At 73.4% G+C, this 25,287-nt stretch carries 10 protein-coding genes; 7 read left to right on the forward strand and 3 right to left on the reverse strand.

Annotated features, from left to right (window positions below):
• Positions 1 to 429 precede the first annotated feature (429 nt).
• From J8403_RS33370 to J8403_RS33385, 4 genes are all read left to right on the forward strand, one after another.
• Positions 430 to 14,100 carry a type I polyketide synthase gene (locus J8403_RS33370; protein WP_211126398.1) on the forward strand — a complete coding sequence of 4,557 codons (13,671 nt, stop codon included), beginning with the start codon at positions 430 to 432 and terminating at the stop codon, positions 14,098 to 14,100.
• 222 nt (positions 14,101 to 14,322) lie between these two features.
• Positions 14,323 to 16,611: an MMPL family transporter gene (locus J8403_RS33375; RefSeq protein ID WP_211126399.1), complete on the forward strand. Its 2,289-nt coding sequence runs from the start codon at positions 14,323 to 14,325 to the stop codon at positions 16,609 to 16,611.
• A 7-nt stretch (positions 16,612 to 16,618) separates the two neighbouring features.
• Complete coding sequence (locus J8403_RS33380; protein ID WP_211126400.1) at positions 16,619 to 17,944, forward strand: sensor histidine kinase; 1,326 nt, start codon at positions 16,619 to 16,621, stop codon at positions 17,942 to 17,944.
• Entirely contained in the window at positions 17,941 to 18,636 is a 696-nt protein-coding gene (locus tag J8403_RS33385) for a response regulator transcription factor (protein ID WP_211126401.1), read from the forward strand. Before J8403_RS33380 ends, J8403_RS33385 begins: the two co-directional genes overlap by 4 nt.
• A gap of 7 nt (positions 18,637 to 18,643) precedes the next feature.
• Here J8403_RS33385 and J8403_RS33390 read toward each other — a convergent pair whose 3' ends face one another.
• The 3 genes from J8403_RS33390 to J8403_RS33400 form a co-directional block, all read right to left on the reverse strand.
• On the reverse strand, positions 18,644 to 19,867 hold the full coding sequence (locus J8403_RS33390) for an FAD-dependent monooxygenase (protein WP_211126402.1): 1,224 nt from the start codon (positions 19,865 to 19,867) through the stop codon (positions 18,644 to 18,646).
• The gene (locus tag J8403_RS33395) at positions 19,864 to 21,303 is read right to left on the reverse strand and encodes an MFS transporter (RefSeq protein WP_211128561.1); all 1,440 of its coding nucleotides are present in this window, start codon (positions 21,301 to 21,303) and stop codon (positions 19,864 to 19,866) included. Before J8403_RS33395 ends, J8403_RS33390 begins: the two co-directional genes overlap by 4 nt.
• Positions 21,304 to 21,489: 186 nt before the next feature.
• Entirely contained in the window at positions 21,490 to 22,446 is a 957-nt protein-coding gene (locus J8403_RS33400; protein ID WP_211126403.1) for a LysR family transcriptional regulator, read from the reverse strand.
• A gap of 89 nt (positions 22,447 to 22,535) precedes the next feature.
• Here J8403_RS33400 and J8403_RS33405 point away from each other — a divergent pair, with 89 nt between their 5' ends.
• The 3 genes from J8403_RS33405 to J8403_RS33415 all read left to right on the forward strand — a co-directional run bounded on the left by J8403_RS33405 (position 22,536) and on the right by J8403_RS33415 (position 25,281).
• On the forward strand, positions 22,536 to 23,459 hold the full coding sequence (locus tag J8403_RS33405) for a zinc-binding dehydrogenase (RefSeq protein WP_211126404.1): 924 nt from the start codon (positions 22,536 to 22,538) through the stop codon (positions 23,457 to 23,459).
• Positions 23,456 to 24,472 carry an alpha/beta hydrolase family protein gene (locus tag J8403_RS33410; protein ID WP_211126405.1) on the forward strand — a complete coding sequence of 339 codons (1,017 nt, stop codon included), beginning with the start codon at positions 23,456 to 23,458 and terminating at the stop codon, positions 24,470 to 24,472. The genes J8403_RS33405 and J8403_RS33410 overlap by 4 nt, the downstream gene beginning before the upstream one ends.
• Positions 24,473 to 24,534: 62 nt before the next feature.
• On the forward strand, positions 24,535 to 25,281 hold the full coding sequence (locus tag J8403_RS33415; RefSeq protein ID WP_211126406.1) for an SAM-dependent methyltransferase: 747 nt from the start codon (positions 24,535 to 24,537) through the stop codon (positions 25,279 to 25,281).
• Positions 25,282 to 25,287: the final 6 nt, after the last annotated feature.

Raw genomic sequence — 25,287 nt, forward strand, 5'->3', positions numbered from 1 at the left:
CCTCACCCTCGCGCTTGTGTTGTCACGTCGGCGTCCCGACGGACGCGCTGTCGGCTGTCGGGCAGCGGGCAGCTTGACGGTTCGGCAGCTCTTTTCGGCCGACCCCGCCCAACAATAGGCGATCGTACGGACTTTCAAACACCGGAGGTCTAGGTGAATTCTCAGCAACCTTCGCGTGCCTAAGGTGACGGTATTGGCACGGAATGCATCCATGACAGGGGAAAGAGGCGACGAATGGCCCCAAAGGGAGAGTCGCGCCACTCCGTTGGAGGCTCAGGGATTTCTGCCGACCATAGATGTACTATTTCGCACATTGTTGATCACGACGTGAACGGCAGTCCGGTGTCGCCGGATTCTGGGGGACCCGGCGTGTGCCGGCACCTGCCTCTCCTGCCGAGCCCGTGAGGACGACGAGTGGGGAGCGGCACCATGAGCCGACCTGAGTCCATATCCGCCGGCCGAATCCGGCAGCAGGACACCGCCATCGCGGTAGTGGGCGTGTCCTGCCGACTGCCGTCCGCGCAGGACCCCGAGCGGTTCTGGCAGTTGCTGACCGGCGGGATGAGCGCGGTGTCACAGGTGCCGCCGGGCCGCTGGAGCGACGACGCGGCGGCCGACTCCGGCGCGCCCGGGTGGGGCGCCTTCCTGGACGAAGTCGACCGTTTCGACCCCGAGTTCTTCGGGATCTCGCCCCGTGAGGCGCGGGCGATGGACCCACAGCAGCGGCTCGCGCTGGAGCTGGGCTGGGAGGTCCTGGAGGACGCGGGCGTCCGGCCGGCCGAGGTCCGGGGCGAGGACACCGGCGTGTTCATCGGGGTGACCGCGGACGACTACGGCGTACTGGACCGGCGCAGGGGACCCGCGGCCATCGCCCACCACACCCTGACCGGACTGAACCGCAGCGTGATCGCGAACCGGGTGTCCTACTTCCTGGGCCTGCGGGGACCGAGCCTGGTGGTGGACACCGGGCAGTCGTCGTCGCTGGTCGCGGTGCATCTGGCCTGCGAGAGCCTGCGGCGCGGGGAGTCGGCCACGGCACTGGCCGGCGGTGTGCACCTCAACCTGGTGCGGGACAGCGCGCTGGCGGCGGCCCGGCTCGGCGCACTGTCCCCGGACGGCCGCTGCTTCACCTTCGACGAGCGCGCCAACGGATACGTCCGCGGCGAGGGCGCCGGGATGGTGCTGCTCAAGCCACTGGCGCGGGCGCTGGCCGACGGGGACGGGATCTACTGCGTCATCGAGGGCGGCGCGGTGGGCAACGACGGCCCCGGCGCGGGCCTGACCACCCCCGACCCCGAGGGGCAGGGCGTGGTGCTGGCGGCGGCGTGCCGCCGTGCGGGGGTCGACCCGGCGGCGGTGCAGTATGTGGAACTCCACGGCACCGGCACCCGGGTGGGCGATCCGGTGGAGGCCGAGGCGCTCGGCGCGGTGTACGGAGCGGACCGCGCGGTGGACAACCCCCTGCTGGTCGGCTCGGCGAAGACGAACGTGGGGCATCTGGAGGGCGCCGCGGGCATCGTGGGCCTGCTGAAGGTCGTGCTGTCGCTGCGGAACGGCGAGCTGCCGGCCAGCCTCAACTTCGAACACCCCAATCCGGGGATCCGCTTCGACGAGTGGCACCTGGACGTGGTGTCATCCACCCGCCCGTGGCCCTACCGCGACGGCCGCGCCCTGGCCGGTGTCTCGTCGTTCGGCATGGGCGGCACCAACTGCCATCTGGTGGTGTCCGCCACCGAGCCGACCTCCGAGGACCCGCCCGCGGACCCTGGCGTGGGCACGGCGGGTGGCCCCGGTGTGGCCGGTGGCACCGTGCCGTGGCCGCTGTCGGGCCGGACCCGGGACGCGCTGCGCGCCCAGGCCGCCCGCCTCGCCGCCCATCTGGCGGAGAACGAGCGGCTCGATCCGGTGGACGTGGGCTTCTCCCTGGCCACCACGCGCACCGCGTTCGACCACCGCGCCGTCGTCCTCGCGCCGGACCGGCCCGAGGCCCTGGGCGCGCTGGCGGCCCTGGCCGAGGGCGAGTCCGCGCCGGGCGTGGTGCGGGGAGTGGCCGACATCGAGGGCCGGACGGTGTTCGTCTTCCCCGGCCAGGGTTCGCAATGGGCGGGCATGGGCGTCCAGTTGCTGGCGGAGTCCCCGGTCTTCGCCGAGCGGCTGGCCGAGTGTGCCGCCGCGCTCGCGCCCCATGTGGACTGGTCGCCCGCCGACGTGCTGCGCCAGGCCGAGGGCGCCCCGTCGCTGGAACGGGTCGATGTGGTCCAGCCCGCCTCCTGGGCGGTGATGGTCTCCCTCGCGGCCGTGTGGCGGGCGCACGGGGTCCTCCCGGACGCGGTGCTGGGCCATTCCCAGGGCGAGATCGCGGCGGCCTGCGTGGCCGGTGCGCTGTCGCTGGAGGACGCGGCCCGCGTGGTGGCGCTGCGCAGCCAGGCCATCGCCCGCCGCCTCTCGGGGGCGGGCGGCATGCTGTCGGTGGCGCTGCCGCGCGCCGAGGCCGAGGCGCGGCTGGGCCGCTGGGACGGCCGGGTGTCGATCGCGGCGGTCAACGGGCCCGGCTCGGTGGTGGTCTCCGGTGAACTGGCGGCGCTGGACGAGCTGTTCGAGGAACTCGCGGGCGCGGATGTGCGAGTGCGGCGGATCGCGGTGGACTACGCCTCGCACTCGGCGCAGGTGGAGCGGGTGCGCGAGGAGCTGTCGGTTGCGCTGGAGGGCATCGCCCCGCGCCGGGCCGACGTGCCGTTCTTCTCCACGGTGACCGGAGAGTGGCTGGACACCACCGGCATGGACGCCGGGTACTGGTACCGCAATCTGCGGCAGACCGTCTCCTTCGAACCGGCCGTCCGGGCGCTGCTCGGCCAGGGCCACCGGGCCTTCGTCGAGGTCAGCTCCCACCCGGTGCTGACCGCCGCGGTGCAGGACGCCATCGACGCGGCCGACGTCCTGGCCCTCGCCGTGGGCACGCTGCGGCGCGAACTGGGCGGGATGGACCGGTTCCTGAGCTGTCTGGCCGAGGTGTACGTCCGCGGGGTGCCGGTCGACTGGGCGCGGCCGTTCGCCGGGACCGACGCCCGGCGGGTGGCCCTGCCGACGTACGGATTCCAGCGGGAGCGGTACTGGCTCCCGGAGCCCGCCCGGGTGCCGGACGCCGTCGCGGCCGTAGCAGAACACGCCACCGACCCGGAACCGGAGTCGGAGTCGGAGTCGGAGCGTGCGGAATCCGGCGCCTCGTGGACCCGCCCCGAGCTGGCGCGGCTGGTGCGCACGGAGACCGCCGTCGTCCTGGGATTCGCCTCCGCGGAGCGGGTGAACCCCGCGCGGTCCTTCAAGGAGCTGGGCTTCGACTCGGCGATGACGGTGGAGCTGGCGACCCGGCTGAAGGCCGCGACCGGGCTGCGGGTGCCCAACACCGTGCTGTTCGACCACCCCACGCCCGACGCCTGCGCGGACCATCTGGCCACGGAGCTCACCGGCCCGCTGACCGGCGACGCGTCGCCCGCGCCCCGCGCCGTCCCGGCGGACGACCCGGTGGTGATCGTGGGGATGGCCTGCCGCTACCCGGGCGGGGTGAACTCGCCGGAGGAACTGTGGGACCTGGTGTCGGGCGAAGTGGACGCCGTCTCCGACATGCCCGCCAACCGGGGATGGGCGCGGGAGATGACGGCGACCGGCAGGCCGGGCGGTTTCCTCTACGACGCGGACCGTTTCGACGCGGCGCTGTTCGGGATCTCGCCGCGTGAGGCGGAAGCCATGGACCCACAGCAGCGGCTGGCGCTGGAGATGAGCTGGGAGGCGGTCGAACGGGCCGAGATCGCCCCGTCGTCCCTGCACGGCAGCCGGACCGGCGTGTTCATGGGCGCGATGGCCCAGGACTACGGTCCGCGCCTCAAGGACGGCTCCGGCGCCGCGGAGGGATATCTGCTCACCGGCACCTCGCCGAGCGTGCTCTCCGGCCGGATCGCCTACGCCCTGGGGCTGCGCGGGCCCGCGCTGACCGTGGACACGGCGTGCTCGTCGTCGCTGGTGGCGCTGCACCTGGCGGCGCAGGCGCTGCGAGGTGGCGAGTGCACCCTGGCGCTGGCCGGTGGTGTCACCGTCATGTCGGAGCCCGGCATCTTCGTGGAGTTCGCCCGGCAGGGCGGCCTGTCGCCCGACGGCCGCTGCAAGGCGTACGCGGAGGCCGCGGACGGCACCGGCTGGTCCGAGGGCGTGGGCGTCCTGGTGCTGGAACGGCTCTCCGACGCGACCCGGGCCGGCCACCGGGTGCTGGCCGTACTGCGCGGCTCCGCGGTCAACTCCGACGGCGCGTCGAACGGCCTGACCGCGCCCAACGGAACCTCGCAGCGGCAGGTGATCGGCCAGGCCCTGGCCGGTGCCGGACTGGTCCCCTCGGACGTGGACGCGGTGGAGGGACACGGCACCGGCACCCGGCTGGGCGATCCGATCGAGGCCCAGGCGCTGCTCGCCGCCTACGGGCAGGACCGGGACCCGGACCGCCCGCTGCTGCTGGGGTCGCTCAAGTCCAACATCGGGCATACGCAGGCCGCCGCCGGTGTCGCGGGCGTCATCAAGATGATCCTGGCGATGCGGCACGGCGTCCTGCCGCGCACCTTGCATGTCGACGCGCCGTCGTCGCAGGTGGACTGGGAGGCCGGGGCGGTGGAGCTGCTCACCGGGCCCACCGTGTGGCCACCGGCCGAGCGGCCGCGCCGCGCGGGCGTGTCGTCGTTCGGGATCAGCGGCACCAACGCGCATGTGATCATCGAACAGCCGCCGCGGGAACGCACCAATGAGACCGCCGAGCGGCCCTCGGGCGCGCCGCGGTCGCAGGCCGGGCACGGCGTGGTGCCGTGGCCGGTGTCGGCTCGTAGCGAGGCGGCGCTGGAGGCGCAACTGGACCGGCTGGCCGCGTTCGTGGCCGACACCGGCGCGGCGGCGGCCGACATCGGTTATTCGCTCGCGACGACCCGCTCCGAGCTGGAGCATCGAGCGGTCCTCCTGGCCGCGACGGACCGTACGGGAGACGGCGACGCGCGGCCCGTGCCCGTGAAGGTGGCCGAGGGCATGGCGGGCGAGCCCGGGCCGCTGGCGCTGCTCTTCGCCGGTCAGGGCGCCCAGCGACTGGGCATGGGGCGCGAACTGCACGCCCGGTTCCCGGTGTTCGCTGCCGCGTGGGACGAGGTCCGCGCACTGCTGGACGGCGAGCTGGAACGGCCGCTGCGGGAGGCGGTGTTCGGCGACGACGCGGAGCTGCTGAACCGCACCGCGTACGCCCAGCCCGCGCTGTTCGCCCTCGAAGTGGCCCTGTACCGGCTGGTGGAGTCGTGGGGGACGGCGCCGGATCTGCTGGTCGGGCATTCGGTGGGCGAGATCGCGGCGGCCCATGTGGCCGGGGTGCTGTCCCTGCCCGACGCGTGCACCCTGGTGGCCGCCCGCGGACGGCTGATGCAGGCGCTGCCCGAAGGCGGCGCCATGGTCGCGCTGCGGGCCACCGAGGACGAGGTGGCGGCGCTGCTCACCGGCTCCGAGGACCGCGTGGGGCTCGCCGCGGTCAACGGCCCCGAGGCGGTGGTGGTGTCCGGGGCGGTCGACGCGGTCGAGGCCATCGCGGACCGGTTCGCTGCCGACGGCCGCAAGGCCACCCGGCTGCGGGTCAGCCACGCCTTCCACTCCCCGCTGATGACACCGATGCTGGACGACTTCCGCGCGGTCGTGGAGGGCCTGGCCTTCGGTGAGCCGCGGATCCCGATCGTCTCGACCGTCACCGGTGAGCGGATCGACGCGGAGCGGATCCGTACCCCCGACTACTGGGTGCGGCACGTCAGCACGACGGTGCGGTTCGCCGACGCGGTCGGCGCCGCGGCCCGGTCCGGCGCGCACACCTTCCTCGAACTGGGCCCGGACGCCACGCTGTCGGTGCTGGCGCAGGACGCCCTGCCCGATGTGGCGCGGGTGGAGGCCGTGCCGCTGCTGGGCAAGGACCGCGACGAGGAGTCCACCGCGCTGGCGGCGGCCGCCCGGCTGTATGTCCGGGGCGTCCCGGTCCGGTGGGCCGAACTGTTCACCGGGACCGGCGCGCGCCGGGTCGCGCTGCCCACCTACGCGTTCCAGCGGGAGCGGTACTGGACCGCGCCCGTCGGCAACGCGACGGCGGGCGCGGTCCCGGCCGGGCTCGGCGGTGTGGACCATCCGCTGCTCGGCGCGGTGGTGGAGCTGCCCGAGACCGGTGGTCTGCTCTGCACCGGGCTGCTGTCGGTGGCGGCGCAGCCGTGGCTGGCCGACCATGTGGTGGCCGGGCATATGACCTTCCCCGGCGCCGGATTCGTGGAGCTGGCGGTGCGCGCGGGCGACGAGGCCGGCTGTGGTCTCGTCGAGGAACTCACCCTGGACGCCCCGCTGGTGCTGCCCGGGCAGGACGAGGACGGCGTACGGATCCAGGTCGCGCTCGGCGGCCCCGGCGACGGCGGCCGACGCACCCTGGCCATCTACGCGCGGCCCGCGAACACGCCGGACGCGCCCTGGACGCGACACGCCACCGGCACGCTCGCGCCGGGCACGCCCGGTGCTGGTGCTGGTGCTGATGCCGGGTCGGTGTGGCCGCCCGCGGACGCCGTACCCGTCGACCTCGATGGCTTCTACGAGCGGCGGCGCGAGGCCGGGCTCGGCTACGGCCCGGCGTCCCGGGCCGTCCGGGCGGTCTGGCGGGCCGGGGACGAGGTGCTGGCCGAGGTCGTCCTCCCCGAGCACATCGCCGACGAGGCCGATGCCTTCCGCCTCCATCCGGCGCTGCTGGACGCGGCGCTGCACCTCGCGTCGTCGACCGGGTCGGAAGGCGAGGCGGGGGCCCGGCCCGAGGTGTCGACCTGGTCCGGGGTGTCCCTGCACGCCGTGGGGGCGTCGGGGCTGCGGGTGCGGCTGCGCGTGACGGGCGAGGACACGGTCACGCTGAGCGCGGTGGACACCGACGGCCATCCGGTGGTGTCGGTACGCACGCTGACGCTGCGTACGCCGGACGTCCAGACCACGCAGACCATGGCGGCGCGACCACTGCTGCGCCTGGCCTGGCTGCCCGCCCCGGTGCCGGAGCCCGGTGGCCACGACCCCGTGAGCGCCGGTGAGGCGCTGCTGGTCCCGGTCGCCACGCCGGACGGTGTGCCGGTGCCGGAGGCGGTCCGTACGGTCACCGCGTCCGTACTCGACACACTGCGGCACCACCTGAACGACGAGAACTCAGGCGACGACACGTACGCGACCGGCGCAAGTCGGCCCGCTCGCGTGGTGTTCGTGACCCGTGGCGCGGTGGCCACCACCCCCGGCACCGCCCCTGACGTGGTGGCGGCCGCGGTGTGGGGGCTGGTGCGGTCGGCCCGGCAGGAGAGCCCCGACCGGTTCGTCCTGCTCGACCTGGATCCCGCGGACACCGGGGACCCGGTGGCGGCCGCCGCCGCAACCCTGCGTGCGGCACTGGACTGCGATGAGCCCGAACTGGCCGTGCGCGCCGGGGAGTTGCTGATACCCCGGCTGGCTTCCATCGACGCCCCGGACCCGTCCGCACCGGGCACCGTATGGGGTGGTGACGGCACCGTGCTGGTCACCGGCGGGCTCGGCGGCCTCGGCGCGCTGGTGGCCCGGCACCTGGTCACCGCGCACGGGGTGCGCCATCTGGTGCTGGCCGGTCGTCGCGGTGCCGACACCGAGGGCGCCGACGCGCTGGTGGCCGAGCTGACCGGCCAGGGCGCGCGGGTGACCGCCGCCGCCTGCGATGTCTCCGACCGCGCGGCCGTGGCCGCCCTGCTGGCGGCGATCCCGGCCGAGCATCCGCTGACCGGTGTGGTGCACGCCGCCGGTGTGCTCGACGACGGGTTGATCGGGGCGCAGACCCCGGACCGGCTGGACACGGTCTTCCGCCCGAAGCTGGACGGTGCCTGGCATCTGCATGAGCTGACCCGTGGCCACGGGCTGACCGCGTTCGTGATGTTCTCCTCGGTGTTCGGTGTCCTCGGCAACGCGGGGCAGGCCGGTTACACCGCGGCCAACGCGTTCCTGGACGCGCTGGCGCGGCGGCGGGCTGCGGAGGGGCTCGCGGGTCTGTCCATCGGCTGGGGGCTCTGGCCGCGGAGCGGCGGTATGTCGGCCGGGCTGAGCGCCGCGCAGCTGCGCAGGATCGCCGCGGCCGGGCTGCCGACGCTCACCGTCGACCAGGGGTTGGCCTGCTTCGACACCGCGGGCGCGGTGGGGGAGGCGTCCGTCCTCGCCACCCGCGTCGACCGGGCCGCCCTGCGGGCGCGTGGCACCGTGCCCGCCGTCCTCCGCGGCCTGGTGCCCACCGGCGCCGTCCGCCGGGCCGCCGCCACCGGTGGCGGCTCCGGCCTGCTGACCGGGCTGACGCCCGACCGGGCCCGGGACGCCCTCCTCCAGCTGGTGCGGGAGCAGGTGGGTTCGGTGCTCGGGCTCGCGGGTCCGGCGGCGGCCGGGGGCGGGCGGACGTTCAAGGACATGGGCTTCGACTCCCTGACCGCCGGCCAGTTGCGCAACAGCCTGCGCAAGCGGACGGGCCTGAGCCTGCCCTCGACCCTGATCTACGACCATCCGACACCGGAGGCCCTGGCCGGTCATCTGTGGGCCGAACTGGGCGGCGAGGCCGACGAGCGGCGGGGGAGCGCCGCACCGGCCGCGATCACGGCGGGCGGTACGGGAGCCGGGGCGGCCGAGGCGGAGCCGATCGCGATCATCGGTATGAGCTGCCGTTTCCCCGGTGGGGTGCGCTCGCCCGAGCAACTGTGGGAGTTGCTGACCGAGGGCACGGACGCCATCTCCCCGCTGCCCGCCGACCGCGGCTGGGACGCGGGGGCGTACCACCCCGACCCGGAGCGGACGGGCACGACCTACTCGGCGGCGGGTGGCTTCGTCGACGGCGCGGGCGAGTTCGACGCGGCGTTCTTCGGCATCTCCCCGCGTGAGGCGGTGTCGATGGACCCGCAGCAGCGGATGCTGCTGGAGCTCACCTGGGAGGCGTTCGAACGCGCCGGGATCGACCCCGCGTCCCTGCGGTCCAGCCTGACCGGCACCTTCGTCTCGGCGACCACCCAGCAGTACGGCACGGGGGTGTCGGCGGACGCCGACGGTTACCAGCTCACCGGCACGCTCCCCAGCGTGCTCTCGGGCCGTCTCGCCTATCTCTTCGACCTCCACGGGCCGACCGTGACGGTGGACACCGCCTGCTCGGCGTCCCTGGTCGCGCTGCACCTGGCATGCCAGTCGCTGCGCTCGGGGGAGAGCACCCTGGCCCTGGCGGGCGGTGCCACCGTGCTGACCGGCCCGGACCTGCTGGTCTCGCTGAGCAGGCACCGGGTGATGGCGCCCGACGGGCGGAGCAAGGCGTTCGCCGAATCGGCGGACGGCATGGGCATCGCCGAAGGCGCCGGTCTCCTGGTGCTGGAACGGCTCTCGGACGCGGTCCGCAACGGCCACCAGGTGCTGGCAGTCGTCCGCGGGTCGGCGGTGAACTCCGACGGCGCCTCCAACGGACTGACCGCGCCGAGCGGTCCGGCCCAGCGGCGGGTCATCCGCCAGGCCCTCGCCAACAGCGGTCTCGCGGCGTCCGACGTCGACGTGGTCGAGGCACACGGCACCGGCACCGCACTGGGCGATCCGATCGAGGCGCACGCGCTGCTGGCCACCTACGGCCAGGACCGGGGCGACAACCCGCCGCTGCTGGTCGGCTCGGTCAAGTCCAACATCGGGCACACGCAGGTGGCCGCCGGTGTCGCGGGTGTCATCAAGATGGTGATGGCCATGCGGCACGGCGTCCTGCCCAAGACGCTGCACGCCACCGAGCCGTCGTCCCGTATCGCCTGGGACTCGGGCGCGGTCGAGCTGCTGACCGAGGCGGCGCCATGGCCCGACCTCGGCCGTCCGCGGCGGGCCGCGGTCTCCGCGTTCGGCATGAGCGGGACCAACGCCCACGCCGTACTGGAGCAGGCCCCGGCGCCCAGCGCGCCCGTCCCGGATCCGGTGTGGGACGGGCCGGTGGCATGGCCGCTGGCGGGCAGGACGGCCGGGGCGCTGCGCGCCCAGGCCGCGAAGCTGCTCGCGCATCTGGACGCCCACCCCGGGGCGCACCCGGTGGACATCGGGCATTCCCTGGCCACGACCCGTGCCGCGTTCGAGCATCGGGCGGTGCTGGTCGGCGAGGACCCCGTGGCGCTGCGCGGAAGCCTGGCGGCCCTGGCCGAGGGCACCTCGGATCCCGCGGCGGTGCGCGGCACGGCGCCCGAGCGCGGCCCGGTGGTCTTCGTCTTCCCCGGACAGGACGCGGCGTGGGCCGGGATGGCGGCCGAACTGCTCGATGTCTCGCCCGTCTTCGCCGCGCGCGTGGCGGACTGCGAGGCGGCTCTGGCCCCGTACCTCGACTGGTCGCCCACCGATGTGCTCCGCGGTGAGCCCGGTGCGCCGCCGATCGAGAAGCGCCCCGATGTGCTGCAACCCGTGCTGTGGACAGTGATGGTCTCGCTCGCCGCGCTGTGGCGTTCGTTCGGCGTCGAGCCCGCCGCCGTCGTCGGCCACTCCCAGGGCGAGGTGGCCGCCGCCTGCGTCAGCGGCGGCCTGTCGCTGGACGACGGCGCCCGTGTGGTGGCGCTGCGCAGCCGGCTCATCCACGAGCGGCTGTCCGGACGCGGCGCGATGATGTCGGCGATGGCATCGCCGGAGCGGATCCGGGAGTTGCTGGACGAGGTGTCGGGCGCGGTGTCCATCGCGGCGGTCAACGGACCGAAGACGGTGACCCTTTCCGGCGACCCGGCCGCCCTCGACCAGGTCGAGCGCGGTCTGTCCGCCGCCAGGATCATGCGCTGGCGGCTGGCCGGGGTGGACTTCGCCGCCCACTCGGCGCATATCGACGAGATCGAGGCCGAGTTGCTGGAGCTGCTGGCTCCGGTGCGGCCCCGCCCCTCGGAGGTGCCGTTCTACTCCACGGTGACCGGGGGCCGTCTCGACACCGAGGAGCTGGACGCCCGCTACTGGTGCCGGAACCTGCGGCAGACCGTGTCCTTCGCCGAGACGATGACCGGTCTCCTGCGCGAGGGCCACGGGATCATGATCGAGGTCGGTCCGCATCCGGTGCTCGCGGTCGGCACCAGCGAACTCATCGAGACCGCGGGCAGCCCGGCGGTCACCCTGGGCACCCTGCGCCGCGACGACGGCGGCTGGGACCGGGTCCTGCGCTCGCTCGGCGAGGCGTACGCCCAAGGCGTGCCCGTCGACTGGACCAGGGCGCTGCCCGGCGGCCGCACGGTGGACCTGCCCACCTACGCCTTCCAGCACGAGTCGTACTGGGTCGCCCCGCCCGCCCCGTCCACCTCGCCGACCGGCACCGCCACCGGGGCCGACGCGCCGCTGTGGACCGCCGTGGACCAGGGGGACAGCGCCGCCGTCGCCACGCTGATCGGCCTCGAACCCGAGAGCAAGGGCGCGCTCGACTCGGTGCTGCCCGCGCTGTCGGCGTGGCGCAGGCGCCAGGACGAGCACACGCTGGCCGGCCGGCGGCGCTACCGGACGGTGTGGACACCCCTGCGCGTCCCCGCCGGACCCGCACTGACCGGAACGTGGCTGGTCCTCACCACCGGCTCCCTCGACGACACGGATGTGGTGGCCGCGCTCACCGCACACGGCGCCCAGGCGCGCCGTGTGGTCCTCGACGGGAGCCTTACCGGCCCGGAGGCGATGGCCGAACAGCTCGCCGACGTCGGCCTCGACCGGGTGGCCGGAGTGGTGTCGCTGCTCGCGGCGGCCGAGGACACGGACAGCGGCGAACCCGCGCTGCCCGCCGGTCTGGCCCTCAGCGTGTCGCTCGTCCAGGCGCTGATCGCGGCCGGGGCCGAGGTGCCGCTGTGGACGGTGACCCGCGGCGCGGTGTCCACCGGCCCGGCCGACCCGGTCCGCGACCCGCGGCAGGCGATGGTCCTCGGACTCGCCAGGACCGCGGCCCTGGAGGCACCGTCGCTGCGCGGCGGTCCCGCCGACCTCCCCGAACGCCTCGACCCCGAGGCGGCCGGACGGTTCGCCGCGCTGCTCTCGGCGGACCCGGGGGAGGACCAGGCGGCGGTGCGCCCCTCGGGCGTCCTCGTCCGGCGCCTGGTGCGGGCCCCGGCACGAGCCGACTCGCCCGGCACCTGGACGCCCCGCGGCACCACCCTGATCACCGGCGGCACCGGCGCGCTGGGCAGCCGAGTCGCCCGATGGCTGGCCCAGCAGGGCGCTGAGCACCTGGTGCTGATGAACCGGCGTGGCCTCGAAGCCCCGGGGGCGGCCGAACTGGTGGCGGAGCTGACCGCCCAGGGGACGGCCGCCGAGGTGGTGGCGTGCGAGCTGACCGACAGGGAGGCCGTGGCCGGGGCACTTGACCGGCTCTCGGCGGACGGCCATCCGGTGCGGGCCGTCGTGCACACGGCCGGGACGAGCCCGCTGGGCCCGCTCTCCACGGCGAGCCCCGACCACTTCGCCGAGGCGCTGCGCACCAAGGTGGCGGGTGCCGCACACCTCGACCAACTGCTCGACGACACCGGCCTGGACGCCTTCGTACTGGTTTCCTCGATCTCCGGCGTCTGGGGCATCGGCCACCACGCGGCACAGGCGGCGGCCAACGCGTATCTGGAAGCACTGGCCTCCCGGCGCCGCGCCCGGGGCGCCCGCGCCACGGCGATCGCCTGCAGCCCCTGGGAAGAGGCGCGCGAGCGGATGAGCGAGCACGACCGCGAGCAACTCCTGCGCAGCGGAATGTCCTTCCTCGACGGCGACCTGGCCCTGGCCGCCCTCGCCCAGGCGCTGCATGAACAGGAGACCGCGCTCACGGTCGCCGATATCGACTGGGACCGCTATCTCCCCGTCATCACCGAGGCCGCTCCCCGCCCGTTCTTCAGCGAGCTGCCGGAGGCGGCCAAGCTCACCGAGCCCGAACCCACGGGCGGACCCGGCGACTTCACGGCACGGCTGCGGAGCCTGCCGTCCGCCGAAGCGCGGCGGTTCCTCCTCGACCTGGTGCGGAGCGAGGCCGCGGTGGCCCTCGGCCACTCATCCGGTGAGGCGATCGAGGAACACTCCGTCTTCCGCGACCACGGCATGGACTCGCTGGCCGCCATCGACCTGCGCAACCGGCTCGCCGCCGCGATGGGCACGACACTGCCCAGCACCGTCGTCCTCACCCACCCCACCCCGGCCGACCTGGCCGGTCATCTCCTCGACCACCTCGCCGCGGTGCCGGCCGAGGACCACGGCACCGTCGCGAACCCGACGACCGACCTGGTCGCCCGGCTCCACCGCGACGCCGTGCGGACGGGCCGTAGGAGCGAGGCCGAAACCCTGCTGCTCGACCTCGCCGCCCTCCGGCCGAAGAGCACCGGGCCCGTGCCGTCCACCCTGGACCGGCTCGCCACCGGTACCTCGGGCACGCGTCTGGTGTGCGTGGCCCCCATCGTGCCGCTCACCGGACCCGACACCTACTTCGCCCTGGCCGGAGCGCTCCCCGACACCTGGGACGTCTCCTGTCTGACGCCCCCCGGCTTCGGCACCGACGAGGCGCTGCCCGCCACCCGCGAAGCCCTCGTCGAAGGGCTGGCCCACGCCGTGGCCACGACCACCACCGACCCGGTGATCCTGCTGGGCACCTCATCCGGCGGCATCCTCGCCCACGAGACCGCCCGCCGTCTCGCGGACCAGGGGGTGCCCGTACGGGCCGTCGTCCTCCTGGACACCTACGTCCTGGAATCCCCGGCCGCCCGCGCCCTCCAGCCCCACCTGTGGCACGGCCTGTACGAGCGCGAGCACCACACCGACGGTTTCACCGCCACCGACCTGTCCGCCTACGCCTGGATGGAACGGCTCATCCACACCTGGACCCCCGCACCCACGCCCTTCCCGACCCTGCTCCTGCGCGCATCGGACCCGCTCCCCGCGGCACCCGGGGCGGACCCGGTGCCACATGACTGGCAGACGGACCTCCCTCACATCACCACCACCCGCACCACTCCGGGCAACCACTTCACCCTCGTCAACCAGCACGCCCCCGCCGCGGCCGGCCACATCACCGACTGGCTCACCGAGCTGGGGTGAACCGCTTCTTGGGGCTCTCCGGGCTCTCCGGGCGGGGACGGGGGATGGCCCCGTCCCCGCCTGTGGTGCGTATGCACCAGGACCGGTGCGTGGCTGGTCCGGGAGCACCAGGCGAAGACGGCGGCGGGAGACGATGCCCGGCGGGGCGCCGGAAGGAAGGCTGGGAATGCGCGTGAATCCCGCGCATTCCCCCTGCCTGACGGCGTCTGGAGTGATCTACAGGTGGCGACATTTCTTTACCGGATCGGACGGTGGGCCTTCCGGCGGCGCCGGCTCGTGGGTGGTCTGTGGCTGGGCGCCCTGGTGCTGGCCCTGGCCGCCGCCGCGATGGCGCCGTCCGGGGAGGAAGAGGACCTCTCCATGCCCGGCACCGAATCGCAGAAGGCGTTCGACCTGCTGGACGAGCGCTTCCCCGAGAGCAACTCCCAGGGCGCCGAGGCCCGCTTGGTGTTCCAGGCCCCGGACGGGCAGCGGGTGACGGCCAGGGAGAACAAGGCGGCCGTCCAGGACACGCTCGGCTCGCTGGACGGAGGCGATCAGGTCGCGTCGACCACCGACCCCTTTGAGAGCGGCGAGGTCAGCGAGGACGGCACCATCGCCTACTCCACGATCACGTACACCGAGGGTGCCGTCGACCTGACCGCGTCGACGAAGAGCGCGCTGGAGGACGCCGCGAATAAGGCCCGGGACGCCGGGCTGACCGTGGAGGTCGGCGGCTCGGCCCTGGACTCGGAAGAGGAACCGGGCGGTACGACCGAGCTCATCGGCGTGGCGGTGGCGGCCGTGGTGCTGGTCCTGGCCCTCGGGTCGCTGGTGGCGGCCGGACTGTCGCTGCTGACCGCCCTGTTGGGCGTGGCCATCGCCTTCGGGCTGGTCTCCGCGCTGGCCGTGCCGCTGGGTCTGACGTCCACCGTCGCCATCCTGGCGCTGATGCTGGGACTGGCGGTCGGCATCGACTACGCCCTCTTCATCACCTCCCGCTTCCGCGACGAGTGCGCCCGGGGCAGCGAACCGGAGGAGGCGGCCGGCCGGGCGGTGGGCACGGCCGGATCCGCCGTCGTCTTCGCCGGTGCGACCGTCTTCATCGCCCTGGTCGGGCTGGGGGTCGTCGGAATCCCCGAACTCACCAAGATGGGCATGGGCGGCGCGGGCGCCGTGGCCCTGGCCGTACTCGTCGCACTGACCCTGGTCCCCGCGCTGTTCGGCCTCTTCGGCCGCCGGGTCCTGCCCCGTGCCGTGCGCAAGGCCGCGGGAGCGCCTCGAAGGGGCGCGGGGAACTTCGCGACCAGCCACGACGACCCCGCGGGCGACCGGCAATCCATCGCGGCACAGCCGGCGAAGGGCCTGGGCACCCGCTGGGCGCGGTTCGTGCTGCGCCGGCCGGTGGCCGTGCTGATGGTCGCCGGACTCGGCCTCGGCGCCGTCGCCCTGCCGACGCTGAGCCTCGAACTCGGGCTGCCCGGAGACGAGTCCAAGTCCGTGGAGACCACCCAGCGCCGCGCCTACGACCTGCTGTCGGAAGGCTTCGGCCCCGGCTTCAACGGCCCGTTGACCGTGGTCGTGGACGCCTCGAAGTCCGCGGACACCCGGGCCGCCGCGAACCAGGTCGTCAAGACCGTACGGGGAGTGGACGGGGTCGCCTCGGTCGGTGATCCGGTGCTCAGCCGGACCAAGGACACGGCCATCCTCACCGCCGTCCCCAAGACCGCGCCGAACAGCGGCGAGACCAAGGACCTGGTGCACGCGATCCGGGGCGCGGTCTCCGGCGTCGAGGCCGACACGGGCGCCGCCATCCTGGTGACCGGCACCACCGCGATGAACATCGACATCTCCGAAGCCATGTCCGACGCCCTCATCCCCTATCTCACCGTGGTCATCGGCCTGGCGGTGCTCCTGCTGCTGGTGGTCTTCCGCTCGGTCCTGGTCCCGGTCAAGGCCGCGCTCGGCTTCCTGCTGTCGGTGGGTGCCGCCTTCGGCGTCCTCGTCGCCGTCTTCCAGTGGGGCTGGGCGGCGGACCTGCTCGGCATCGAGCAGACCGGACCGGTCATGTCGCTGATGCCGATCCTCATCATCGGCATCGTCTTCGGCCTCGCCATGGACTACGAGGTCTTCCTCCTCACCCGGATGCGGGAGGCCCATGTCCATGGCGCGTCCCCCGACGAGGCGATCGTGAGCGGTTTCCGGCACAGCGGACGGGTGGTGGCCGCGGCGGCGATCATCATGATCAGTGTGTTCGCCGGATTCGTCGGGATGAGCAGCCCGACCATCCAGACGATGGGCGTCGGCCTGGCCGCCGCCGTCCTCTTCGACGCCTTCGTGGTCCGGATGGCGATCGTGCCCGCGGTCCTGGCCCTGCTCGGCCACCGGGCCTGGTGGCTGCCCCGTATCCTCGACCGTGTGCTGCCGAATGTGGACATCGAGGGTGAGGCACTGACCAGGCGTGTCCCGGCCGCCGAGACCGTACCGGACGCGACGGTCGCGCCGCTGCCCGCCGGCCGGCACCGGGGCTGAGCCGGCCATGACGCACACGGGTGGCGGTGGCCCGCGATCACGCGGCACGTGGTGGCGGGAGGCGGCGATCACCGCGACGGCGTTCGCGCTCTGTCTGCTCGGCGGTGCGCTGGAGGAAGACGGCAGCACGCTGTCACTGCCGCCCGCCGCCGCCTACCTCATCGCCGTGGTGTCCTGTGCCGTGCTGCCGGTGCGGCACCGGGCGCCCCTGGCCGCCATGGCGGTCACCACCGCGAGCGGTGTGCTGGTGCCGTTCTCGGACCTCCTGCTGAGCCCGCTCATCGTGGCCCCCGCCGTGATCACCGCCTACTCGCTCACCGCGCGCACCGAACGGCACGCGGTGAGCGCGGTGTCGCTCACCTCCGTGGCGCTGCTGGTCGCCTCCGCCCCCCTGTTCGGGGCCCTCTCGTGGAAGGACGCGAGCAGGGTGGGGGCGGTGGCGGCGTTCCCGCTGGTGGCCGCCGTACTCGGGCACGCGGTGCACAACCGGCGGGCCTATCTGGCGGCCGTGGAGGAGCGGGCCCAGCGGGCGGAGAAGAGCCGGGAGAGCGAGGCGCGCCGCAGAGTGGCAGAGGAACGGGTGCGCATCGCCCGGGAACTGCACGACCTCGTGGCCCATCAGATCACCCTGGCCAACGCGCAGGCCTCGGTCGCCGCCCACCTCTTCGACGCCCGCCCGGAGCAGACCCGTAAGAGCCTGACGGAACTCGTCGAGACCACCGGCCACGCACTCGACGAACTGCGTGCCACGGTCGGTCTGTTGCGCCAGTCCGGTGACGCGCCCACGCCCGGCGATCCGGCGCCCGGGCTGTCCCGGCTCCCCACGCTCCTCGAGTCCTTCCGCCGCGCGGGTCTGGAGGTGTCGGTGCACCAGGAGGGCACGGCCAGGCCGCTGTCGCCGGGAGTGGACCTCACCGCCTACCGCATCGTCCAGGAGGCCCTGACCAACGTGACCAAGCACGCCGGTGCCGGTAGCGCCCGGGTGGGCCTCGCCTGGAACCGCGATCGCGTGACCATCACCGTCGCCGACGACGGAAGGGGCGGCCGTACGGGACCGAACGCGGCCACGGGACGGAGTGTGCCCACGATGCCGGAACGTCCGCCCGGTTACGGTCTGATCGGGATGCGGGAACGCGCCACCGCGGTCGGGGGACACCTCTCCGCGGGCAAGCGCCCGGAGGGCGGCTTCCTCGTCTCCACCGAGCTGCCCCTCCCGCCCGCCAAGGACACGACGCGGACGACGGACGGAGCGACCACCATCGAGGGACGGATGGCCGACGAGGCGACAGGCGACGTACCTACAGGCCACGGAGAGGCGGAGGATGCGCCGTGACGCTCCGCGTGCTGCTCGCCGACGATCAGGCCCTGCTGCGCGGGGCCTTCCGGCTGCTTCTCGACTCCGCCGACGACATCACCGTGGTCGGCGAGGCCGCCGACGGCAGGGAGGCGGTGCGACTCACCCGGCAACTGCGCCCGGACGTGGTGCTCATGGACATCCGCATGCCCGAGGTGGACGGTCTCGCCGCCACCACGGAGATCTGCGCGGACCCGGAACTGCGCGGCAGCCGCATCCTGATCCTCACCACGTACGAGACCGACGAATATGTCGCGCAGGCGCTGCGCGCGGGGGCCGGCGGCTTCATCGGCAAGGGCATCGGGGCCGCGGACCTGCTGGACGCCGTGCGGACGATCGCCGACGGCGACACGCTGCTGTCCCCCGCCGCGACCCGCTCCCTGGTCGCCCGTTTCCTGGCCACACCCGCCGACGCCCCGCCGCGCCACGCCGAACAGCTCGCCGTGCTCACCCCGCGCGAACGCGAGATGGTGGCGCTGGTCGCCACCGGTATGTCCAACCAGGAGATCGCCGAGCAGATGTTCCTCAGCCCCTTCACCGTCCGCGCCCATGTGCAGCGCGCCATGACGAAGCTGGAGGCCCGCGACCGGGCCCAACTCGTCGTCATCGCCTACCGGACGGGCCTGGCCCACGCCGCCCCCGACGGCGGCGGGGCCGACCCCCTGTCGTAGTCCGGCGTCACGGCATCGGCGCGAATGCGGGCAGGCCAAGGGCCGAGTGGGCCGGTCGGGCCGGTGCGGAGGGCAGCGTGACGAGGCCACGCAGCCTGGTGTTGCGCTGCTCCAGCGCCTGCGCGGTGGTGGGGAAGAGCGTGGCCCCACCGGTGTCGACCAGTGCCTGATTCATGGCGACGAACTCGCGAGCGCCGTGCTCGTAGGCGGCGAAGGCCGCGGTGTGATCCTGGTGCGTGGCCAGGGCGTTGGCGAGCATGTAGGCACCGACCAGCGCGAGGCTCGAGCCCTGTCCGGTCAGGAACGAGGGTGCGTACGCGGCGTCGCCGACGAGCGCGATGCGTCCGCTGGACCAATGCGGCATGCGGATCTGACCGGCCGTGTCGAAGAACAGGTCATCCGCGTCGCGCAGGGCGCCCACCATGCGAGGGACCTCCCATCCCGCGTCCGCGAAGACCGTGGCCACCAGGTCCCGCTGGGCGTCGGGATTCCGGAGGACGTCGAGCGGCGGCTCCGGCTGGTGAAAGTTCAGGAAGGCGTGCACCTCGTCGTCGTCCCCGACGGCGTAGAGGGCCGCGGCCTTCCCCGGGGTGTTCCACATCACCACCTCGCGGGAGAGCCCGAAGGTGTTCGGCATGGTGAAGATGGCGAAGCAGTAGCCGAGATAGCGGTGGAACTGTTCCTCGGGGCCGAACAGGGTCTCCCGGGTCTGTGAGTGCATCCCGTCGGCGCCGACCACCAGGTCGAAGGTGCGCCGTTGCCCACTGCGGAACGTCACGTCGAACCGTTGCCCGTACTGGTCGAGGGTGTCGATGGAGTCCCCGAACAGGAATTCCACGTCGTCGCGGACCAGTGCGTACAGGCTCGCCGCCAGATCTCCCCGCCGCACTTCGAGGTCCTGTCCCTCGACACCGCCGGCGACGGCGCTCGGGCTGAGCGAGGCCACTTCGCTGCCGTCGGCGTCGAGGAAGGTGCAGCGGCGGGAGTCGATATGCGCGTCCCGCAGCCGCGGCAGTATGCCCATGCGCCGGACCACCTCGATCGCGGTCCCGCGGATGTCGATCGGGTAGCCGCCGTCGCGCAGCGAGCCCGCCTTCTCCACCACGGTGACCGCGTATCCGGCCCGGTGCAGCCAGTACGCCAGCGCGGGCCCGGCGATACTGGCCCCGGAGATCAGGACGGTGCGCTTGGCGGGGGTACGCACGTTCATCGACAGACCGTTAGATGTCATACCTGGGCTCCACTCCGCGTGCTACGGATCCGCGTGCTGCGGGTCTTCGTGATCTGGATCTTCGTGATGCGGACAATGAGCAGTGCCGACGCGGCGACGAGACCGGCGACGACGAAGCCTGTGACGAAGGCCGATTCGGTCGGCAGGCCCGTCTTCGCGTCGGCCCCGGAGTCGAGGATCGCGCCGCCGACCTGAGAGCCCAGGGCGACGCCGATCACGCGGGTCACCACGAGCAGGCTGGTGGCGATGCCGGTGTCCCCGGTGTCGACGGCTCCGGCGGCGCGGGTGAGCAACGCCGTGCCGGCGACGCCCGCGGCCATCGCGGTCAGCGCCTTCGCGAGGACGAGCTGCCATTCCGCGGTGTGCAGCGACGCCAGGGCGACCGTCGTGGCCACCGTGACGACGGCACCCCCGACGAGCACGGTACCCAGACCGAAACGCCGCGCCACGACCCCGCCGACCGAATCGCTGACCGCCCCGGCGATGGCGCCCGGCAGCAGGAACAGTCCGATGTCGGTGGTGCTGAGCCCGAAGCCGTACCCGTCGGCCGAGATCGCGAACAGCTGCGGCAGCAGAAAGGCCACCATCCCGAAGCCGGCCGTGATGACGAAGGTGAGCACACACGATTGCCACATCGCGGGCTTCGCCAGCATGCGCAGATCGACCATCGGCGCGGCCGCCCGGCGCTCGACGACGACCCATGCGGTCCCGAGGGCGGCCACGAGAAGGGTGAGGGCGACGACCGCGAGGGGCGGCAGACCGTCGCCCGTCACCCTGACGAGCCCGATCATGAACACGAGCAACGCGCCGCTCAGCAGAACCACGCCCGGCCAGTCGATCCGCTCGTCCGAGCGGGTCGGCGGATCATGCGGCATCAGCCGCATCAGGACCGCCGTCGTCGCGATGATCACGATCGTCGGCAGCGCGAACATCCAATGCCAGGACAGATTTTCCGAGAGCGGGCCGGCGATCAGCGTTCCCACCATGCCGCCGCCCGTGAACAGCGCCATGACCACCCCGATCGCCACCTGTGACGCGCGTGCGGGGAGGTTCTTGCGCACCAGGATGAAGGAGAGGGGCAGCGCGCCCACCATGACGCCCTGCAAGATCTGGCCGAGCAACAACACCGGCAGGTCCGGCGCGAGGCTCGCCAGCAGACCACCGGCCGAGACCACGGCCATCAGCCAGACCAGCACCCGCTTTCCGCCGAAGCAGTCGCCGAGTTTGCCCGCGACGGGTGTGATGACCGCGCCGGTGATGAGCAGGGTGTTGCCGATCAGTGCCCCTTCGGAAGGGGTGACCCCCAGCTCACGTTGGAGCTGCGGGAGCGCGGGCTCCACCACCGACTGCAGAGTGCCGAGGGCGAGCGCCAAGATGCCGAGGGCACCGATCGACAGCCTCCCGATGCGGACCGGGGAAGCTACAGCTAGGGACATGGACGTCCTTCCAGACACCGTCGGGCAGGGGGAATGCGCGAGATTCACGCGCATTCCCACCCTTCCTTCCGGCGCCCCGCCGGGCATCGTCCCCGGCCGCCGACTTCCCCTGGTGCACCCGGACCAGCCGCTGAGGTGTCCTGGTGCCTACGCACCACAGACCGCCGTGGTCCGGGCGGTCACGCCTCACCCAACGACGGCGTCGCCCTTGGGCTGTTCGGGCAGCCAGTCGCGGGACGGGTCGTACTCCAGCCACCGACTCCGCCCCGCTTCCGCGGCGCAGGCGGCGGCGAGGCCGCTCAGTCCGGGGTGGACGTTCCCGGTGCGCCACAGCAGCGACCACGCGTACAGCGGTGTGGGATCGACCAGCGGGACGAAGCGCAGCCCGGGGATCTCCGGCAGGGGCACATCGGCGGGCAGCAGCGAGAAGCGGCGCGGGTGTTCTGCCACCTCGGTGAGGAAGTGGGCCAGCCCCAGGTTGACGCTGCCGGCCCGTTCCCGGACGTCGAAGTGGTCGGCGAACCGGCGCAGGAAGTCGAGCCGGCTCAGCGCACCGGGTGCCCACAACACGCTGGTGCGCAGCTGCTCGGGCCGGAGCGTCGGCTCGGCCGCGAGCGGATGGTCCGCGCTCAGGACGGCGTCAACCGGTTCGAGGCGGACGAGGTGGTGCGTCAGACCGGGGGGCAGCGGTGGATGGACCCGGCCGAAGGCCGCGTCGATATCGCCGTGCAGCAGCGCTGTCATCACCGTCGGCAGGTCCCGCCCGTGGCCCAGTTCCAGTTCCAGCTTCCGCTCCGGATGCTGGGTCTGTCCGGCTACTTGGGCCAGCGTCCGCATCGGCGCGTAGAGATGCCCCCACACGTCGACGCGCAGCGGGCGGCCCGTGCTCACCATCGCCGCCACCGCGTCATCGGCGGCGGCCAGTGCCCGCCGGGCCGGTTCGAGGAAGCGCCGCCCCGCTTCGGTGAGGTCCACTCCGTGGCCACGACGCTCGAAGAGTTCCGTGCCGAGCAGGGATTCCAGTCGCGCGATCCGTTTGGACAGGGCCTGTTGCGAGATGGCCAGCCTTCCGGCCGCCCGCCCGAAGTGCAGCTCCTGGGCGGCGTACACGAAGGCACGCACCTGCGCCGTATCCAGATCCACGGTCGTCACCATAGGTGACAACCAATGATTGTCGGACTTCCCCGTCCTTTGTTGGATCACTGAGTGGCGGTCGGGTTTGCATCGTCCGCATGCGAAGACTGATTGCCACGGGGGACATGACGCGTCCCGTGGACTTCACCGATGTCCCCCCGCCCGCCCCGGAAGCGGATGAGGCGCTGATCAAGGTCGAGGCGTTCGCACCGAACCGAGGCGAGACGTTTCTTCTGGAACGCCCCGCCGCGGGGCTGCTGCCCGGCAAGGACATAGCGGGGCTTGTCGTCCAGGCCGCCGCGGACGGCTCGGGTCCCGGTGTCGGCACCCGCGCGGTCGGGCACCCACCACGGGGCGGCTGGGCCGAGTACGCCGCCGTCCCGACCCACTCGCTCGCCGTGCTCCCGCACGGGATCGACAGCGTACGGGCATCGGCCCTGCCCCTGGCGGGGATCACCGCCCTGCGGCTGCTGCGTACGGTCGGCTCCCCGGCCGGCCGGCGGATACTGCTGACCGGCGCCTCAGGCGGTGTCGGCCACTACGTCACCGAGCTGGCCGCCGCGGCCGGGGCCCGTCTCACCGCGGTGACGGCCACCCCGGAGCGCGGTAAGCGGCTCGCCGAGCTGGGCGCGGCCGAGGTGGTGCACGATGTCGCGGAGGCTCAGGGGCCGTTCGACGTCGTGCTGGAGTCCACGGGTGGCCCGCATCTGCCGGTCGCCGTCTCGAAGGTGCGCCCGGGCGGCCTGCTCATCTGGTTCGGCCAGGCCAGCCGCACCCCGGCCACCCTCGACTTCTTCGAGCTGCTGGGCGGACCGGAAGGGGTCACGATCCAGCACTTCCACTACGCGGGTGCCCCCTACGGCCCCGACCTCGCGGCCCTGGTGCACCTCGTGGAACGGGGGCGGCTGCACCCCGAGATCGGCCGGGTCGCCGACTGGACCGAGGCCGCCGGCACCCTGGTCGATCTGCGGGAGCGCCGGATACGAGGCAAGGCCGTCCTCACGACGGGAGCGGCCCGATGAGCGCCGCCGAGCTCGCTGCCGAGTTCGCCGCCGCCCAGTGGAGCCGCGCCACCGGCGCGGGCATCGACCCGCACGAGTACCGGCGCGCCGCCGAAAACCTGGAGTCCGTCGGTGACTGGGGTCCTGCCTTCCGGCGCATCGGAAGCGACTACGTCAAGCGCGCGGCAGGCGCGGGATCCACCGTGTCGGCGGGTGAGTGTCTGCTGATGGCGGCCCGGTGGTTCCACGTCGCCACGCTGGCGCCGTATGCGGAGGCGGATCGTGCCGCTGCCGAGGCGGACGACGCGCTGGGCCGGGCGCTCGCCGTGCTGGAGCCCGGTGCCCGGCGGGTGAGCGGTGAGGAGTTCACCGGCTGGCTGCGCGGCCCCGCCGACGCTCCCGGCACCGTGATCGTCGTCCCTGGCCTGGACTCGGCCAAGGAGGAGTTCCTCGACCTCGTGTCCGCGCTGCTGGCCCGAGGGCTGGCGGTGTTCGCGATGGACGGCCCCGGGCAGGGGGTGCTCACCGCCACGACGACCCTACGACCGGACTACCACCACGTCGTCGGCCGCGTCATCGACGCCCTCGGCGTCACACGCGTCGCGATCGTCGGCCTCAGCCTGGGCGGCTACTACGCGGCCAAGACCGCGGCACTGGAGCCGCGCGTGGCCGCGGCCACGACCATCAGCGGTCCCTTCCGCCTCGACTGGGAGGAACTGCCGGGGCCCGTACGGGACATCCTCATCCGGCGGGCCGGCGGAACCGAGGCCGCCCGCGAGTTCGCCCGCCAGGTGGACCTCTCCGCCCTGGCACCCCGCATCACGGCCCCGTTGCTGACCGTGGACGGAGGCCAGGACACCATCCCCGGCGTGACGAACGGGGAACCGCTGGCCCGCCTCGCACCGCGCGCCACCTACCTGTCCGTCCCGCACGGCGACCACCTCCTGGGCAACGCCCGGCCCGACTGGCTGCCTCTGGTCACGGACTGGATCACCCGAGCACTGACGGGAGGAGGCCACCTGGCACGGGCCTGAACCGCGGTTCATGCCCCCGAAAAGCAGCTGCGGTGGGGGCCGGAGCTTGGCACGCTGAGCGGATGGACCGTCAACGCAGATCCCAGCTCGCGCACGCCGACCACCCGATAGCCGCCCCGCTCGCCGACGAATCGGTGGCCCGACTGCTCGACCGGGCGGTGGCGGACGAGGCCGACCGCGCCCTCGACCTCGGCTGTGGAGGCGGCGCCTGGCTGCGGCGGCTCCTGGTCCGCTATCCGTGGATGCACGCCGAGGGGGTGGACATCCACACCGCGGCCCTGGAGCAGGCACGCGAGAGCGCGGAGGAGGCCGGGGTCGCGGACCGGCTGGTCCTCCACGACATGGACGCCTCGGTCTTCACCTCGGCGCACCGCTTCGACGTGGTGCTGAGCGTCGGCGCCGCGCACGCCTTCGGCGGGCTGCTGCCCACCCTCACGGCGGCGCGTGAACTCCTCGCCCCGGGCGGCCATCTCCTCGTGGGCGACGGCTTCTGGGAGCGCGAACCCGACGCCGCCGCCCTCTCGGCCCTGGGCGCCACCTGGGACGACTACGCCGATCTCGCCACCACCGTGGACCGCGTCACCAACGACGGCTGGACACCCGTCTACGGCCACGTCAGCACGGCGGGGGAGTGGGACGACTACGAGTGGTCCTGGACCGGCTCACTGTCCCGCTGGGCCCTGGACCACCGCGACGAACCCGACGCCCTGGACACCTACAAGGCCGCCGCCGAACACCGCACGGGCTGGCTCCACGGCTACCGAGGCACCCTCGGCTTCGTCACCCTCGTCCTGCGGCAGAGCCCCTGAGCGCCA

Source organism: Streptomyces yatensis (genome assembly GCF_018069625.1).
Lineage (GTDB): Bacteria > Actinomycetota > Actinomycetes > Streptomycetales > Streptomycetaceae > Streptomyces > Streptomyces yatensis.